21 protein-coding genes are annotated in these 16,291 nt (G+C 59.5%); 13 read left to right on the forward strand and 8 right to left on the reverse strand.

Annotated features, from left to right (window positions below; all coding sequences use genetic code 11):
• Positions 1-73 precede the first annotated feature (73 nt).
• Complete coding sequence (locus CLV87_RS06950) at positions 74-319, reverse strand: accessory factor UbiK family protein (RefSeq protein ID WP_099242485.1); 246 nt, start codon at positions 317-319, stop codon at positions 74-76.
• A 94-nt stretch (positions 320-413) separates the two neighbouring features.
• Between CLV87_RS06950 and lgt the strand changes: the two genes are divergently transcribed.
• The 5 genes from lgt to CLV87_RS06970 all read left to right on the forward strand — a co-directional run bounded on the left by lgt (position 414) and on the right by CLV87_RS06970 (position 4,497).
• Positions 414-1,316 carry a prolipoprotein diacylglyceryl transferase gene (lgt, locus tag CLV87_RS06955; RefSeq protein ID WP_099242483.1) on the forward strand — a complete coding sequence of 301 codons (903 nt, stop codon included), beginning with the start codon at positions 414-416 and terminating at the stop codon, positions 1,314-1,316.
• A complete protein-coding gene (locus CLV87_RS06960) occupies positions 1,313-2,377 on the forward strand; it encodes a class I SAM-dependent methyltransferase (RefSeq protein ID WP_099242481.1) in 1,065 nt (354 codons plus the stop codon). Before lgt ends, CLV87_RS06960 begins: the two co-directional genes overlap by 4 nt.
• The gene (gene pgeF, locus CLV87_RS06965) at positions 2,374-3,126 is read left to right on the forward strand and encodes a peptidoglycan editing factor PgeF (protein ID WP_099242479.1); all 753 of its coding nucleotides are present in this window, start codon (positions 2,374-2,376) and stop codon (positions 3,124-3,126) included. Before CLV87_RS06960 ends, pgeF begins: the two co-directional genes overlap by 4 nt.
• A gap of 137 nt (positions 3,127-3,263) precedes the next feature.
• The gene (locus CLV87_RS23820) at positions 3,264-3,434 is read left to right on the forward strand and encodes a hypothetical protein (RefSeq protein WP_166652687.1); all 171 of its coding nucleotides are present in this window, start codon (positions 3,264-3,266) and stop codon (positions 3,432-3,434) included.
• A gap of 265 nt (positions 3,435-3,699) precedes the next feature.
• Complete coding sequence (locus CLV87_RS06970; RefSeq protein ID WP_099242477.1) at positions 3,700-4,497, forward strand: Hint domain-containing protein; 798 nt, start codon at positions 3,700-3,702, stop codon at positions 4,495-4,497.
• Between the two features lie 45 nt (positions 4,498-4,542).
• On the opposite strand, the gene CLV87_RS06975 is transcribed toward CLV87_RS06970, so the two are convergent.
• From CLV87_RS06975 to CLV87_RS06985, 3 genes are all read right to left on the reverse strand, one after another.
• A complete protein-coding gene (locus CLV87_RS06975) occupies positions 4,543-5,043 on the reverse strand; it encodes an Lrp/AsnC family transcriptional regulator (RefSeq protein ID WP_099242475.1) in 501 nt (166 codons plus the stop codon).
• 152 nt (positions 5,044-5,195) lie between these two features.
• Positions 5,196-5,543 carry an antibiotic biosynthesis monooxygenase family protein gene (locus tag CLV87_RS06980; RefSeq protein ID WP_099242473.1) on the reverse strand — a complete coding sequence of 116 codons (348 nt, stop codon included), beginning with the start codon at positions 5,541-5,543 and terminating at the stop codon, positions 5,196-5,198.
• Complete coding sequence (locus CLV87_RS06985) at positions 5,540-5,878, reverse strand: NIPSNAP family protein (RefSeq protein WP_099242471.1); 339 nt, start codon at positions 5,876-5,878, stop codon at positions 5,540-5,542. The genes CLV87_RS06980 and CLV87_RS06985 overlap by 4 nt, the downstream gene beginning before the upstream one ends.
• Positions 5,879-5,949: 71 nt before the next feature.
• Between CLV87_RS06985 and CLV87_RS06990 the strand changes: the two genes are divergently transcribed.
• From CLV87_RS06990 to CLV87_RS07000, 3 genes are all read left to right on the forward strand, one after another.
• Complete coding sequence (locus tag CLV87_RS06990) at positions 5,950-6,630, forward strand: ArsR/SmtB family transcription factor (protein ID WP_099242469.1); 681 nt, start codon at positions 5,950-5,952, stop codon at positions 6,628-6,630.
• Between the two features lie 86 nt (positions 6,631-6,716).
• The gene (gene trxB, locus CLV87_RS06995; RefSeq protein ID WP_099242467.1) at positions 6,717-7,658 is read left to right on the forward strand and encodes a thioredoxin-disulfide reductase; all 942 of its coding nucleotides are present in this window, start codon (positions 6,717-6,719) and stop codon (positions 7,656-7,658) included.
• 137 nt (positions 7,659-7,795) lie between these two features.
• Positions 7,796-8,128 (forward strand): ribonuclease E inhibitor RraB, encoded by a 333-nt coding sequence (locus CLV87_RS07000; RefSeq protein WP_099242465.1) that lies wholly within the window; start codon positions 7,796-7,798, stop codon positions 8,126-8,128.
• On the opposite strand, the gene CLV87_RS07005 is transcribed toward CLV87_RS07000, so the two are convergent.
• Positions 8,125-9,729 (reverse strand): GMC family oxidoreductase, encoded by a 1,605-nt coding sequence (locus CLV87_RS07005; protein WP_099242463.1) that lies wholly within the window; start codon positions 9,727-9,729, stop codon positions 8,125-8,127. The genes CLV87_RS07000 and CLV87_RS07005 overlap by 4 nt on opposite strands.
• Before the next feature lie 190 nt (positions 9,730-9,919).
• Between CLV87_RS07005 and CLV87_RS07010 the strand changes: the two genes are divergently transcribed.
• Complete coding sequence (locus tag CLV87_RS07010) at positions 9,920-11,995, forward strand: bifunctional sulfate adenylyltransferase/adenylylsulfate kinase (protein ID WP_099242461.1); 2,076 nt, start codon at positions 9,920-9,922, stop codon at positions 11,993-11,995.
• A gap of 243 nt (positions 11,996-12,238) precedes the next feature.
• Here CLV87_RS07010 and CLV87_RS07015 read toward each other — a convergent pair whose 3' ends face one another.
• From CLV87_RS07015 to CLV87_RS07025, 3 genes are read right to left on the reverse strand one after another with little or no spacing between them, the layout of a single operon-like run.
• The gene (locus CLV87_RS07015; RefSeq protein WP_133840714.1) at positions 12,239-12,841 is read right to left on the reverse strand and encodes a hypothetical protein; all 603 of its coding nucleotides are present in this window, start codon (positions 12,839-12,841) and stop codon (positions 12,239-12,241) included.
• Between the two features lie 12 nt (positions 12,842-12,853).
• Complete coding sequence (locus tag CLV87_RS07020; RefSeq protein WP_099242457.1) at positions 12,854-13,081, reverse strand: DUF1150 family protein; 228 nt, start codon at positions 13,079-13,081, stop codon at positions 12,854-12,856.
• A 3-nt stretch (positions 13,082-13,084) separates the two neighbouring features.
• Positions 13,085-13,495, reverse strand: a complete 411-nt coding sequence (locus tag CLV87_RS07025; RefSeq protein ID WP_099244651.1) for an Hsp20 family protein — start codon at positions 13,493-13,495, stop codon at positions 13,085-13,087.
• Positions 13,496-13,657: 162 nt separating this feature from the next.
• Between CLV87_RS07025 and CLV87_RS07030 the strand changes: the two genes are divergently transcribed.
• The 4 genes from CLV87_RS07030 to CLV87_RS07045 all read left to right on the forward strand — a co-directional run bounded on the left by CLV87_RS07030 (position 13,658) and on the right by CLV87_RS07045 (position 16,201).
• Positions 13,658-13,882, forward strand: coding sequence for a YdcH family protein (locus CLV87_RS07030; protein ID WP_099242455.1), 225 nt, complete (start codon positions 13,658-13,660; stop codon positions 13,880-13,882).
• Between the two features lies 1 nt (position 13,883).
• Positions 13,884-14,444 carry a GNAT family N-acetyltransferase gene (locus tag CLV87_RS07035; RefSeq protein WP_099242454.1) on the forward strand — a complete coding sequence of 187 codons (561 nt, stop codon included), beginning with the start codon at positions 13,884-13,886 and terminating at the stop codon, positions 14,442-14,444.
• Positions 14,445-14,510: 66 nt separating this feature from the next.
• Positions 14,511-15,020, forward strand: a complete 510-nt coding sequence (purE, locus tag CLV87_RS07040; protein WP_099242452.1) for a 5-(carboxyamino)imidazole ribonucleotide mutase — start codon at positions 14,511-14,513, stop codon at positions 15,018-15,020.
• Positions 15,021-15,130: 110 nt separating this feature from the next.
• On the forward strand, positions 15,131-16,201 hold the full coding sequence (locus CLV87_RS07045) for a 5-(carboxyamino)imidazole ribonucleotide synthase (RefSeq protein WP_099242450.1): 1,071 nt from the start codon (positions 15,131-15,133) through the stop codon (positions 16,199-16,201).
• Positions 16,202-16,291: the final 90 nt, after the last annotated feature.

Genomic DNA, 16,291 nt, shown 5'->3' on the forward strand with positions numbered 1-16,291 from the left:
CGCCGCGTCAGGGCGAATCCTAAAGGGATGGTGGGTGGGGTGATGTCCGCAGGACGAACGTTACCCATCATCCTTATTTGGATGCGTTCTCCAACGCCTCCAAACGCGCCTTCAGCGCTTCGTTCTCTTCGCGTGCCTTTTGCGCCATGGCGCGCACAGCGTCGAACTCTTCCCGAGTCACAAAATCGCGATCCGCCAGCCAGCGATCCATCATGGATTTCATCGCGGTTTCAGCTTCGGTTTTCGCCCCCTGTGCCACGCCCATTGCGTTGGTCATCAGCTGGCCGATATCTTCAAATACCTTGTTGCGGCTTTGCATAGGTCACTCCGGCATTACACTTACCCCTTATATGGGGCGCAAAAGGACAAGTCACAAGCTTGACTTCCCCCCGAAACCAGAGGCAACAGGACGCATGTTGGCAGCAATCCCCTTTCCGCCCCTCTCGCCCGAGATCTTTGCGATTGATCTCTTTGGCTTCCATCTGGCGCTGCGCTGGTACGCGCTGGCCTATATCGCCGGAATCCTTATTGGCTGGCGTTTGGCCGTGATCACCGTCAAGCGCACCGCGCTTTGGCGCGACGATCAACCACCGATGCAGCCAAAACAGATCGAAGACCTGCTGACCTGGATCATTCTGGGCGTGATCATTGGCGGGCGTCTTGGTTATGTACTGTTCTACCAACCCGGCTATTACCTCGCCAATCCGCACGAGATCCCGATGATCTGGTCCGGTGGCATGGCGTTTCATGGTGGCTTCCTCGGTACCGTCATTGCCGCCTGGATCTTTTGTGCGCGCAACAACATCGCCAAGCTGCCCACCGCCGATATGCTGGCCCTTGCCACCCCGGTCGGATTGCTCTTTGGCCGCCTTGCCAATTTCATCAATGCCGAGCTGTGGGGGCGCGCCACAGAAGTGCGTTGGGGTGTGATCTTTCCCGGTGCCGCCGCACAGGATTGCGGCCAAGCAGTGGGCGAGCTTTGCGCACGTCACCCCTCCCAGCTCTATGAGGCCGGGCTCGAAGGTCTCCTTCTGGGCCTGGTCATCCTTGTCCTCATCCGTCGTGGGGCGCTGAAAACGCCCGGTTTGATCCTGGGCACTTTCCTGACCGGTTATGGCCTTGCCCGTTTCATCGTCGAATTCTTCCGCCAGCCGGATGCGCAATTCCAATCGCCCGGCAATCCGCTTGGACTGGCCTTTCATATTGACGGATTCGGGCTGACCATGGGCCAGACGCTGACCATCCCCATGATCGCCATCGGGGTCTATTTCATCCTGCGCGCCCTGCGCCAGCGCCCGGCCCCTGCCACCGCATGACCGCACTCAAAGACATCCTGATCCGCCAGATTGCCACCACCGGCCCGATCACTCTGGCGGATTACATGACCCAATGCCTGCTGCATCCGCAGCACGGCTATTACACCACCCGCGACCCGCTGGGGCAGGCCGGTGATTTCACCACCGCGCCCGAGATCAGCCAGATGTTCGGCGAGATGCTCGGTCTGTGCCTTGCGCAAACTTGGCTTGACCAAGGGGCCCCTCGGCACATCCTGCTCGCCGAACTTGGCCCAGGACGTGGCACGCTCATGGCGGACATCCTGCGCGCAACCAGATCCGTTCCGGGTTTTCACGCCGCTGCCCAAATCCATCTGGTCGAGGCCTCCCCCACCTTGCGCGCTGCACAAGCGCAGCGGTTGGCCGGGCACTCTCCTATCTGGCATGACAGCATTGCCGACCTGCCCGAGGCCCCGCTCTTCCTCATCGCCAATGAATTCTTTGACGCCCTGCCAATCCGCCAATTCACCCGCGACGACAAAGGCTGGCGCGAAACGATGGTGGCGGCGCAAGACGGCAATCTGATCCCTGCCCTGTCGGACCCCGCACCGATCCAGGCGCTCGATCACCGGCTTGCTGACACAACACCGGGCCAGCTCGTCGAAACCTGCGCCCCTGCCGCCCCCATCACCGGTGAAATCGCGCGACGCATAGCGGATCATGGCGGCGCGGCGCTGATCTTTGACTATGGCGATTGGCGTTCCAACGGCGACACGTTCCAGGCCTTGGAAAACCACCAGCACGCTGATCCGTTTGCCCATCCCGGCCAGGCCGACCTGACCGCCCATGTGGACTTCGAAGCCCTGGCCAAATCTGCAAACCGGGTCACAGCCAGCGCCATGACCCCGCAAGGCGTCGTGCTGGAAAGCCTTGGCATCACCGCCCGTGCGCAAACCCTCGCTCAGGCGCTGAGCGGCGCGGCACTGGAATCGCATATCGCTGCACATCGCAGGTTGACGCACCCCCAAGAAATGGGTTCGTTATTCAAGTCACTGGCACTTGTTCCCACAGGTGCCGCGCTGCCACCGGGATTTGATGCATGACTTTGGAAATTATCACCGCCGATGCGCTGGCCCCTCTGCGCCACGGCTTCTTTACCCGACGCGGCGGTGCCTCTTCGGGTGTGTTCGAGGGCTTGAATTGCGGCACCGGCTCTTCGGATCAATCCGATGTGGTGGCCATCAACCGCGCCCGCGTCGCCGAAGCGATGGGAATCGCACCTGACCACCTCGTCGCCGTTCATCAAGTCCATTCCCCCGATGTCATCACGGTCACCGAGCCAAGCGCGGACAAGCCCAAGGCCGACGCCCTGGTCACCGCCACACCGGGAATTGCCTTGTCGATCCTCACCGCTGATTGCCAGCCGGTGCTCTTTGCCGATCCCGACAACGAAGTGATTGGGGCCGCCCATGCCGGGTGGAAAGGCGCGCGGGATGGGGTGCTAGAGGCAACGATTGACGCGATGATCGACCTCGGGGCAGAGCGCGAAAACATCACCGCCGTGATCGGCCCCTCGATCAGCCAAAAGGCCTATGAGGTCGGGCCGGAATTTGTCGAAGCCTTTCAGGCCCAGGATCCCGAGAACAGCCGTTTCTTCATTCCGGGGTTTAACGACCGCATGATGTTTGACCTGCCCTCCTATGGACTGACCAAGCTGCGCGCTGCGGGTGTTCAGGCGATGTGGACCGGCCATTGCACCTATTCCGACCCGGATCGTTTCTTTTCCTATCGCCGCACCACCCATGCCAAAGAGGCTGATTATGGGCGTTTGATCTCGGCCATTCGGCTTTGATCGCGAACACGAAACAATCCACAAATCGTCGCCGTATTATCCCACCAAGGTCACAAGTCTGCCCCATTTCCGGAGGAAAACATGCTTAACAAAGGCATAACGCCAGATTGAGCAGACACAGACCAGGATACAGGCCCATGAAAACCGCGACCAAATCCCCCGCCACCGGCAAAGCGCGCTTCATCAAGTCCATCGTAGCCACCGCCCGCGAAACCAACACCCAGATGCCTTGGGAACGCGGCGCGACCCGTATGGCCTCCATCGCACGCCGTCGCGCGGCCCTTCAGGCGCATTTGCGCTCTGCCTGAGCCAAATCGAATCTGATTCTCTTAAATTTTGCCATGTTTCACCCCTCCTCCCGGTGAAATGTGGCATTTTCGTTTATGAATTCTCGACAATCCTTTTGATCCGCGCGGGATTGACCGCGCTCCACCCCTCAAAAACGACCTAATCTTGACGATGATCCCCGATTGCGGCCTATTCGTGTTCAACGAAACGCAAACGCTATCGTCCATTTGTCGTTGTTGGTGGGGGCCAGCACGAATGTGACATACCTGAGTAAAGGGTGATCACATGTCCAGCCTCCGTCACGGCACCTCCAGCATGCAACATGCTCTCTCCGCACCGCTCCCGTCTGAACGGGACGCGCTGGAGACGCCAGCCCGCGCACCCTCTCTCATGCGCAAATACGAGGCAGCGGCGCTTTTACCCGATCTCACAGTTTCGTTTCGTCAACATGTGGCGCCTGCGACGCCCCTGTTTGAGGAATGTGCGAGTGCTTTTGCCCGAGGCACGCTGATCCAGACCGTTCGTGGCCCAGTCGCGATCGAGGATCTGCTGCCCGGCGATTATATTGAAACCGCAAACGGTGCCGAGCCTGTCACCTGGATCGGTTCCACCACCTATGTGCCCGGTGCCTTGACCGGTCGCGAGGACGGCACCAGTTCACTGACCCACCTGACCCGCATCACAAGCGACGCTTTCGGCCTTGGCAAACCCGCCTTTGACCTGATGGTCGGCCCCGGTGCCCGCATGGTCGTTCGCCATGACAAGCTGCGCAATCTGCTGGGTCAGGGCCGTGTTTTGGCTCCAGTTCAGGACTATGTCGATGGCGACCGTTTCCTAGAAATCACGCCCGCAGGCACCGTGCAGATGTATCACCTGATGGTGCGCGAACACACCACGATCGAAATTGGCGGGGTCGAGATGGAAACCTACCATCCCGGCAAAAGCATCGGTCAGGATCTGGGCCAGAACATGCGCGCGCTTTTCCTGTCCATGTTCCCCAACCTCACCGACCTGAACGATTTTGGCCAGGTCAGCCTGACCCGCTCTACCCGCAAGGTGATCGAACAGTTGCTGGACAGTTAGACCTGATAAGGAATGCCGTAGGGTGGGGTTCTACCCCACCACGCCTTAGGCGTTGCGGCTCAGCCGTTCCTCAAGAACGTCAAAGGGCACGCCGGGCTCATCCTTGGCCCCGCGAATGACCAAAGACGTCTTGACGCTGGCCACATTGGGCGCGGTCAACAGATCACCGGTCAGGAAGGATTGAAAGGTCGACAGGTCCGGTGCGGCGCATTTCAAAATGAAATCCACCTCGCCGTTCAGCATATGGCATTCCCGCACCAGCGGCCATTCCCGGCACCGCTCCTCAAAGGCGCGCAGATCGCTTTCGGCCTGGCTGACCAGCCCAACCATGGCAAAGACCTGCACCTCAAAGCCCAGCTCGCGCGCATCCACATCCGCGTGATAGCCCTTGATGAATCCCTGCTCTTCCAAGGTCCGCACCCGGCGCAGACAAGGCGGGGCGGAAATGCCGACGCGACGGGCCAGTTCGACATTGGTCATGCGCCCATCTGCCTGCAACTCGGCCAGAATCATACGGTCAATTGGATCAAGCCGGTGCGTTGGCATAGTCTTCCCCTGCAATTCGCGATTGTTATAGCAGCTTGCAAGGCCCACGCAATATTGTTTCGTAAAAGCGCAAGATCATTCCAGAATGGCAAAGCTTGCGCATATTCTTTGTTAAAACTCGGGGGACCCGGCCGTTAAGTCCCCCCGCAGGTTCACCCTTTATGTGCGCCCAAGCTGTCCTTGGGGGCCTCATCGCGATCCGTCATGCCGTAATCACGCAAGACTTGGGTGACCCGCAACCGATATCCGGCAAAGATCCCAGCACGCCCGTCGGCCTGTGCTTGGCGATGCTCCGCCAGATTGCGCCAGGCCAAAACCGCCTCTTCGTCGCGAAAGAAAGAGAGCGACAGCAATTTGTCCGGGTTGGTCAGGCTTTGGAACCGCTCCACCGAGATGAACCCCTCCACCTGCTCCAATTCAGGCTTCAACAGCGCGGCTATATCCAGATAGCGCTGCTTTTGCCCCTCTGCGATCTCGACCTCGAAAATGACGGCAATCACGTGGCACCTCCTGTTTTTGTCGGACCATGAGGGGCCGACACATGCTGCAACCATGTCCGATCTTCGCGTAAAAGAAACCTTTCTTTCTGGGCAAACTCATAGTTTTCCCGCCCCAATGGGTCTTGGGCCAGACGCTGTCGGTAGGCCTCGTACTCTGCTAGATTCTCAACATTGTAGATCCCATAGGCCAGCGTGGAGGATCCCTCTTGCGGGGCATAATAGCCGATCAAATCCGCGCCACAGCGCGGGATGGCCTGCCCCCAGTTTTGCGCATATTGCACAAATTGTGCCCGTTTGGTCGGGTCGATTTGATAACGAATGACGCATGTCAGCATGACAATCTCCTATTCTGCCTCGGACAGCATACGGACTTGATCAGCGCAAATGCTTCGCTTAGCATCGAACTATGAAAGAAGGTCCAGATATCGCCCATATTGCCGCCCTGATCGGAGATCCGGCGCGGGCAAACATGCTCACCGCTTTGATGAGCGGCAAGGCCCTGACAGCGACCGAACTTGCGGGCGAGGCCGGGATTTCAGCCCAAACCGCCAGCACGCATTTGGCCAAACTGTCTGAAGGCGGGCTTGTGGTGACGCGCAAACAGGGGCGGCATAAATATTCCACCCTCGCCAATGATGGTGTCGCGCATCTGTTGGAAAGCCTGATGGGCATTGCCGCCAAATCCGGCCATCTGCGCACCCGCACCGGCCCCAAGGACGCCGCCCTGCGCAAGGCACGGGTGTGTTACAACCATCTGGCAGGCGATATGGGCACGCACATGTATGACAGCCTGATGCAACGCGGGCTGATCCTGCATGACGAGACTGACCTATCCCTGACCCAGACCGGCGCGACCTTTGTCAGCGAATTTGGCATCGACCTCGACACGTTACAAAGGAACCGCGCCCCGCTATGCCGCGACTGTCTGGACTGGAGCGAGCGGCGCGCCCACCTGGCGGGCAGCGTCGGGCGCGCCATGCTAAGCCGGATGATCGATCTCGGCTGGGCCCGGCGTTTGGAAAACAGCCGGGTGATCCGGTTTTCGTCCTCTGGCGAGGCCGCTTTTGCGAAACATTTCCCTCTCTGACCTCACAAAACCTTGCGTGTTGGAACAGGCTCTTTAATCCGGGCCATCCGCCCGCTATATCAGCCAAGCGTTTAAGGAGAGCCCACATGTCTGAGACCCGCCACACCAAAGTTCTGATCGTCGGTTCCGGCCCTGCGGGCTATACCGCCGCTGTTTATGCGGCTCGTGCCATGATCGAGCCCATTCTGGTCCAGGGCCTTGAGCCAGGCGGCCAGTTGACCACCACCACCGAGGTGGAAAACTATCCATCCTTCATCGACATTCAGGGCCCTGAACTGATGATGAAAATGGAAGAGCACGCCCGCGCCATGGGCACCGAGATCATTGGCGATATCATCACCTCGATCAATTTTGACCAGCGCCCCTTTGTGGCGCAGGGCGATAGCGGCACGGTATACACCGCCGATTCGATCATCCTCGCCACCGGCGCGCGTGCGAAATGGTTGGGGCTTGAGAGCGAAGAAGCCTTCAAGGGCTTTGGCGTCTCGGCCTGCGCAACCTGTGACGGCTTTTTCTATCGCGGCAAAGAGATTGTCGTGATCGGCGGCGGCAACACTGCCGTCGAAGAAGCGCTGTTCCTGACCAACTTTGCCTCTAAGGTGACGCTGATCCACCGCCGCGATGAGCTGCGCTCGGAAAAGATCCTGCAGGACCGTCTGTTCAAGAATGAAAAGATCGAACCGCTCTGGTTCCACGAGGTTCAGGAAGTGCTGGGGGATGACAATCCCAAAGGCGTGACAGGCGTGCGCGTCAAACACACCAAGACCGGCGAAGAACAAGTCATTGACTGCGCCGGTGTCTTTGTCGCCATCGGCCACGCCCCGGCCAATGAGTTGGTCAAAGATGTGCTGGAGACCCATATGGGCGGCTATGTGGTGACCAAGCCGGACAGCACCGCGACCTCGATCCCTGGTGTCTTTGCGGCGGGCGACCTGACCGATCACAAATACCGTCAAGCGGTGACATCGGCGGGCATGGGCTGCATGGCGGCGCTCGAGGCCGAGCGTTTTCTGGCCGAACAGGAATAAATCCCGCATCGGAGTGGGGGTTTCACCCCCACCCCCCCAGAGTATTTGGACCAAGAAGAAACATAGGGTTTCTTTTGGTGACAGGCGCGCGCCGCTCGGGTAAAGGCAGCGCAGTAAGTCGGCCCAAGGAGAGCTCCATGACCCATGATCTTGCCGCCCAAAAGGCCGAAACCTTTGCGACCTATGAGGAATTGCAATCCGAACATGGGCTGCCTGAGATTGCCGATGTGGACTATTTCTTTGTGCCCAGCTCGGATGAGGCCGATTGGCGGCCCTTGGCCGATACGCTAAGCCGCGCCGATTACACTTGTGAATATATCGAGCCTGAGGATGGCGAGGCCCCTTATCTGGTGGCCACCTTGATGGATCAGGTCGTGTCTGCCGACGGGATCTGGATCGGCGAAGAGGTCGCAACCCGCGCCGCGCTGGAGCATGGGTTCACCCCGGACGGCTGGGGGCTTGAAGGTTAATCCGCCTTCATCTCGGCCGAGATCTTTTCCGCCATCATGATGGTTGGCGCATTGGTATTGCCGCCGACCAGTCTGGGCATCAGGGACGCATCCACAACGCGCAGCCCCTCCACCCCGTTGACCCGCCCTTGCAGGTCGCACACCGCCTCGGGATCATTGCCCATGCGGCAAGTGCCCACCGGATGATAGATCGTGTCGGCACGGGCGCGAATATCAGCCTCAAGCGCGGCGTCACTGCCATCATGGGCAAACAGCTTTTGACCGCGCCAGGGGGTCAGGGCCTCGGCCTGCATGATCTGTTCCATCATCCGCGCCCCGCGCGTCATCGCCTCAAGATCGCCCTCTGATGACAGGAAATTTGGGTCAATGCGCGGCGCGGCCAAAGGATCGGCGGAGCGCAAGCGCACATGCCCACGGCTCTCGGGCCGCAGCACGCAGACATGGCAGGAATAGCCAAAGCCATAATGCAGCTTGCGCATGTGATCATCGACAATACCGACAACGAAATGCAGCTGAATATCCGGCCGCTCCAAATCTGGAGAGGTGCGGAAAAACCCGCCGCCCTCAGCCATGGGCGAGGCAAACAGGCCCGACCCATCCTTGCGCCACCGCAGACCGGCACGCGCCAATTGCCAGGCTCCGCGCGCGCTGAGCCCGACGGTATCGGGACGTTTGGATTTATAGGACAGGGTGTAATCCAGATGATCCTGCAGGTTTTGCCCAACCTGCGGCGCGACATGGACCGGGGGAATGCCATGTTTGCTCAGCTCCTCCGCCGGGCCGATGCCCGACAGCATCAAGAGCTGAGGTGAGCCAAAAGCCCCCGCGCTCAGGATCACCTCAGCCTGTGCTTGCACGCGCTGTTCCTGACCGTTGCGACGCATGTCTACGCCAACCGCGCGCTTGCCTTCGGTCACGACTCGCAAAACCTGCGCGCGGGTCAGGATCGTCAGGTTGCTCCGGCGTTTGACCTCGGGCGGCAGATAGGCCGCCGCGGCGGAACAACGCTCCCCTGCCTTCGGGCCTGAGTGAAACTGCGTGACCTGATACAGCCCGGCTCCCTCTTGCTGCGCACCGTTGAAATCTTTGGTGAGCGGCAATTGCGCCTGTTTGCAGGCCTCAAGATAGGCATGGGTGATCGCCCGCGGTTCGGATTGGTCGCGCACCTGCAACGGACCGTCAGCGGAATGCAGATCGCTAGATCCGCGCCTATTGCCCTCGGCCTTTTTGAAATAGGGCAGCACCGATTGCCAATCCCAGCCCGCACAACCCAGATTGGCCCAATCATCATAATCCGAAGGGTGGCCGCGAATATAGAGCATGGCGTTGATCGCCGAAGAGCCGCCCAAGGCCTTGCCGCGCGGCTGAAACCCGCGCCGCCCGTTCAGATGCGGCTGCGGGACGGTTTTGAACGCCCAGTTGTTGAGCTTGAGGTACCCCGGCACCATGGCCGCCACCAAAGCCGGCGCCCGCACAAGGATGCCCTGCCCCGCCCCTCCGGCTTCGATCAGGCAAACCGAGGTCTTGGGGTTTTCCGACAGGCGCGACGCCATGACAGAGCCCGCTGACCCGCCGCCCACGATGACATAGTCAAATTCCATGGCCGCACCCTAACCGCCCACACCCAAGCTGCGAGCGTAACGTTGGGGCAATCCGTTTCGCGTTTTGCCACGCACCCCTTGTGGCCTATCTGCCGCATTCCGCCGATTGACCCGAGGGGTTGGATTTTTTGCTTTTCTGCGATTGCGAACTGTGCAATGCGTTCACGCGTGAACATACTTTGAGTCTGATATGCCAACCGACACGCAAAAATTGGCTGAGGAAGAGGATCTGCTCTTTCGCCTGCTGCGCCAGCTTGAGGCCGCGCCTGACGCGTCTCAGCGCGCGACGGCGGCGGCTGTCGGCGTGTCACTGGGCAAGCTGAATGCGCAATTGCGCCTGGCGGCCGAGGCAGGGTTGATCAAGATCAGCGACCGCGATGGCCCCGACAAACGCCAGCGCTTTGCCTATGCGATCACCGTCAAAGGCGCCGCCGAACAGATCCGGCTCAGAGACAATTTCTTGGCCCGCAAATTCGCAGAATATGACGCTCTGCACGCGGAACTCACCGGGACGACCAGCGGCCTAGAGCCGTTTAAACACAGGACCAAAATCATGCAAAACAATCTTGCACCCATCCCCGAGCTTTATGTCTCTTATGACAGCGCTCAGAAGCTGAAGGTCGAAGCAGCAGATTTGACCAGCCACGATCTGACCCCGCGCCAGATCTGCGACCTGGAACTGCTGATGAATGGCGGCTTCAACCCGCTCAAAGGCTTCCTGTCGGAAGAGGATTACAACGGCGTTGTGGAGAACATGCGCCTGGCCGACGGCACCCTGTGGCCGATGCCGATCACTCTGGACGTATCCGAAGAATTCGCAGGCTCCATCGAGATTGGTCAGGACATCGCCCTGCGCGACCAAGAGGGCGTGATCCTCGCCACCATGACCGTGACTGACCGTTGGGAGCCGAACAAATCGGTTGAGGCGGAAAAAGTCTTTGGTGCCGATGACGATGCGCATCCGGCGGTGAACTACCTGCATAACACAGCTGGCAAGATCTATCTCGGTGGCCCGATCACCGGCATTCAGCAGCCGGTTCACTATGATTTCCGCGCCCGCCGCGACACCCCGAACGAGCTGCGCGCCTATTTTCGCAAGCTGGGCTGGCGCAAAGTGGTTGCGTTCCAGACACGTAACCCGCTGCACCGCGCCCACCAGGAGCTGACATTCCGCGCCGCGAAAGAAGCGCAGGCCAACCTGCTGATCCACCCGATCGTTGGCATGACCAAGCCGGGTGACGTTGATCACTTTACCCGCGTGCGCTGCTACGAAGCGGTTCTGGACAAATACCCGGCATCGACCACCACCATGTCGCTGCTGAACCTGGCCATGCGTATGGCAGGCCCGCGTGAGGCGGTTTGGCACGGTCTGATCCGCGCGAACCACGGCTGCACCCACTTCATCGTTGGCCGCGACCACGCTGGACCCGGCAAGAACAGCCAGGGCGAAGACTTCTACGGTCCATACGATGCGCAAGACCTCTATCGCGCACATCAGGACGAGATCGGCGCGGAAATGGTCGACTTCAAGCACATGGTTTACGTGCAGGAACGCGCTCAGTACGAGCCCGCGGATGAGATCGCTGACAAGGATGATGTCACCATCCTGAACATCTCGGGCACCGAGCTGCGCCGCCGTCTGGCCGAGGGTCTGGAAATTCCCGAATGGTTCTCCTTCCCCGAAGTGGTCAAGGAATTGCGCCGCACCAAGCCACCGCGCAGCCAGCAGGGCTTTACCGTGTTCTTCACCGGTTTCTCCGGCTCGGGCAAATCCACCATCGCCAACGCGCTGATGGTCAAGCTGATGGAAATGGGCGGCCGCCCGGTGACTCTGCTGGATGGTGACATTGTGCGTAAAAACCTCAGCTCTGAGCTGGGTTTCAGCAAAGAGCATCGTGACCTCAACATCCGCCGCATTGGTTATGTGGCCTCTGAGATCACCAAGAATGGCGGCATCGCCATCTGCGCGCCCATCGCCCCTTATGCCACCACCCGCCGCGCCGTGCGCGAGGACATCGAACAATTCGGTGCCTTTGTCGAAGTCCACGTTGCCACCAGCATCGAGGAATGTGAACGCCGCGACCGCAAGGGCCTGTACAAGCTGGCGCGTGAAGGCAAGATCAAAGAGTTCACCGGTATCTCGGACCCTTATGACGTGCCGCAGAACCCTGAGCTGAGCGTCGAGACCGAAAATGTCGAAGTCGACAACTGCGCCCATCAGGTGATCCTGAAGCTGGAAAGCATGGGCCTGATCGCCGCGCAATAAGCGGATTGTCTCGCACAAAACCAAGAAAAGGCCGGGGCAGTCCCCGGCCTTTTTCTGTTTCAACAAAAACTGGTACCGCTACAACACGCGCCCAAATTCCGTGTACGGAATTTGCAAAATCCATCGATGGATTTTGGTGGCGCTTGGCGCGAGGGGGTGGTTTTCGGCTGCTGTCGGAAAAAGTTGACAGCTGTCAACTACTTAACAAGATCTTAACGCCCCCCCCCAGGCCATCGCCCTGGGTCACGGGCGATAGGCCAGTATGTCGGGCAACCTGTCGCGCACCGCGTCGTTCAACGTCGCACTAACCAGATCCGCCCCGCCCAGCGCGGCAAAACGCTGTTGAAGCGCGCTCAGCCGGGCCATGTATTCCTGCCGATCCGGGTGGTCAAATTCGGATGCCTGAGGGTTGGCCTCACTCCAGCCAAACCAGGGTAAGACTTCGCGAAGGATTGGCACCAGCGGGTCCAACCCCAGCTCTGCCACCACCTCGGCGGCCTCTTCAATCTCGGCAGCAGAACCGTGAAACACGAACCAGTCCAGCCCCTCGCCGTTAAAAGCAACGTCAACGGTCACAACAGCGCGACATTTACGCAGAAGCGGAGCGAATTCTGGTGCGCACCCTTGCGGATCAACCTTGGCCAGATAGGCCGCAACATATTGAAAGAAATCGGGCGCGTCTTTGTGGCGCAAAAGCTCGGCTTGCCAGCCGGCTATTTCCGACTTGTTTTGCTTGGCCCTGGCCCATCGCCAAAGCCGATCCACCACCGCGACCCCGACCACCAGAACGGCCAGGATCGCCATTGCTAGATTGACTGCACTTACGTCAAACAACCGTTCAACCACGATTAGCCCAAGTTAGTGAACGGTCACCGGAGCCAAATCATTCTGGCGCGCCAGAACAAAGGCCAAGGCACGGTCCTTGACCAGCGCGAGACGTTCGCCTTCGGCATTATGCACTGCATAAAGCGTCGCGCGGCGGCCCACCTGCGCGCGCACGTCATCTGGCAGATCCTTGCCCTTGACCGGGCGGACATAGACCAGCTTTTCTTCGGCGGATTTGTCAAAGTCATACTTTTCGAACATGCCTCATCCTTTCTTGATTTGGATCGTCTGAACCACCGTTTCCGGACGGTTGATTTTCAGATCCACATGCAGCAGGCCATTTTCCATCTTGGCCTCGCCCACTTCGACCCCATCCGCCAGCACGAAAGAGCGCTGGAACTGGCGCGAAGCGATGCCACGATGCAGGAACACCCGTTCGCTGCCATCGTCCTTTTGCCGACCGCGCACCACCAATTGGCGGTCTTCGACGGTGATCGACAGGTCATCCTCTGCGAAACCGGCCACGGCAAGCGTGATCCGATACGCGTAATCTGCAGTTTGTTCGATATTGAAAGGCGGATAGCCCTCACTGGTTTTTGCGGTCCGCTCCAGCAGGCGCTCCAGTTGCTCGAAGCCGAGCATATGGGGATAGGACCCCAAGGTCAGTTTGGTCATCGACACGTCCTTTTGCAAAGCGACCGTCACATGCGGCGGCCCCATCCTGGCGACCGACGCGTTTTATGAATATGGGAACCTCTTTGCTTTAGTGCAAGGGCTTTGCGGATTCGCGATTAATCCGCTATCCTATAAGCCAGTTGTATTTCAGGGGGTTCCACCATGAACGCGCCTACAGACCTGTCCATGAAAACCGATGACGTGTTGCGCGTCGAGTTGGAGGTTTTCAAGCAGGAGCATAGCGACCTGGACGATGCGATTCGCGCCTTGCAGAACACGGGCACCTTTGACCAGTTGACCCTGCAGCGCCTGAAGAAGAAGAAACTGCAACTCAAGGACAAGATCGCCCTGATCGAGGATCGCCTGTTGCCGGATATCATCGCCTGACATGCGATTGGTCGGGGAGGAGGAGACTGACGGGCGTGTTTTGCGTGGTGAAACGGTCACCCTGCGCCCGCCCCGGGCTGGCGATGCAGAGGCGCGGTTTGCCCTGGGGCAGGATCCGACCATTGCGCGCATGTACGGCATTGATCCGGCCAAGCTGAAACCCTGGTCCCGCGAGGTGGCGATGGATTGGGTGACACGGATCAGCAATCATGATCCGGCCTGGATCATTGATGTCGATGATCAGGTTGTCGGCGATGCGCGCCTGCATGGGTTTGATACGTTCAACGGCAGCGCCTCGCTGGCCATTGGCCTGGCTGATCCGGCGCGGCTGGGTCAGGGGATCGGGCGGCAGGCGGTGGCATTGATTCTGGACCATGCGTTCAGGACGCTGGGCCTGCACCGCGTCGCCTTGCGTTGTCTTGAGATCAACACCCGCGCCATTCGCTGCTATGAAGCCTGCGGGTTTCGCCGCGAAGGGGTGGCGCGCGAGGCGGTGAACCTGGGCGGTCAGTGGTATGATGATATTCTCATGGCAAAACTGGCACAGGATCATCTGCGCTGAACCCGGCGCATTGCCCTATGGGTCAGGCTGCCTATAGTGCGCGCTTCTTCATCGCAGGGGATCGATATGAGCAAAGCCACAAACACTGCCGTCAAAGTTGGGATCATCATGGGCAGCCAGTCCGATTGGCCCACCATGAAAGAAGCTGCCGATGTTTTGGAAGAGCTGGGTGTCGCGCATGAGGTCAAGATCGTCTCGGCCCACCGCACCCCGGATCGGTTGTGGGAATATGGCAAGACGGCTGTGGATCGTGGTTTGCAGGTGATCATTGCGGGCGCGGGTGGTGCCGCGCATTTGCCCGGTATGATGGCGTCTAAAACCCGCGTGCCTGTGATTGGCATTCCGGTGCAGACCCGTGCCTTGTCCGGTGTCGATAGCCTTTATTCCATCCTGCAAATGCCGCGAGGGTTTCCCGTGGCGACCATGGCCATTGGGGCAGCTGGGGCCAAGAATGGCGGGTTGATGGCGGCGGGCATTCTGGCGCTGCAGGATGCAGAACTGGCGGCGCGGCTGGACAAATGGCGCAATGATTTGTCAGCGTCGATCGCAGATGAACCTGATCGCGACCTGATCTGAGGGCAAAAGGTACAAAAAACGGGGCAAATCGTAGAGATTGCCCCCTTTGCCCCTCTTGCATCGGGATCCTCTTTCGCGGCATCTAGCCTCATCTCAACAGGAGGCCCGCCATGACCACGCCACTCGCCCCCGGATCCACCATCGGTATCCTCGGAGGAGGCCAGCTTGGCCGGATGTTGTCAGTCGCGGCCTCGCGCCTTGGCTTCAAGACCCATATCTTTGAGCCCAGCGCCAACCCACCTGCTGCCGATGTGGCGGCCAAGGTGACCACCGCCTCATATGAAGATGCGGATACCCTGCGCGCCTTTGCTGAAACCGTAGATGTGATCACCTATGAGTTCGAGAACATCCCGACCTCGTCGCTGGATCTGTTGGAATCGCTGCGCCCGATCCACCCCAATCGCGAAGCGCTGCGCATCAGTCAGGATCGCCTGACCGAAAAGACGTTCCTGGCCGAGCTGGGCCTGTCCACGGCCCCCTTTGCCAATGTCGAATCCGAGGTCGATATGACGGCGGCGGTGGCGGAAATTGGCACGCCCTCGATCATGAAAACCCGGCGCTTTGGCTATGACGGCAAGGGCCAGTCGCGCCTGAAATCCGCCGAGGATGCCGCTCAGGCGCTGGCAGATATGCAGGGGGCTCCGGCGGTTCTTGAGGGGTTTGTGAATTTCAGCTGCGAAATTTCGGTGATTGCCGCGCGCAGCGCAGATGGTCAGGTTTCGGCCTTTGATCCGGGTGAAAACGTGCATCGCGACGGTATTTTGCACACCACCACAGTTCCGGCGAAAGTGCCGGCGCGACTGCTGACCGATGCCGTGCTGATGGCCGGACGTATTCTGAATGCGCTGGATTATGTCGGCGTGTTGGGGGTCGAGTTCTTTGTCACGCCGCAGGGGTTGGTGATCAACGAAATAGCGCCGCGTGTGCATAATTCCGGCCATTGGACACAGAATGGCTGTACCTGCTGCCAGTTTGAGCAGCATATCCGCGCGGTCGCAGGCTGGCCTTTGGGCGATGGCAACCGGCATTCGGATGTGGTGATGGAAAACCTGATTGGTGACGACATGGACCGCCTGCCCGAGCTGATGGCAGACCCCGCCTGCGCGCTGCACCTTTATGGCAAGGCGGATGTGAAACCGGGCCGCAAAATGGCCCATGTGAACCGGATCGTTTCGGGCTAAGCGTTTCGAGAAATAGTTGAGACACCCGGATCGCGAATGTCCTGAGAACGCGAAGCGTGGCAAGGTATTTGCGATCCAATATTTTCGCGA

Origin of the sequence: Pelagimonas phthalicica (assembly GCF_004364805.1) — a bacterium.
GTDB classification, from domain to species: domain Bacteria; phylum Pseudomonadota; class Alphaproteobacteria; order Rhodobacterales; family Rhodobacteraceae; genus Pelagimonas; species Pelagimonas phthalicica.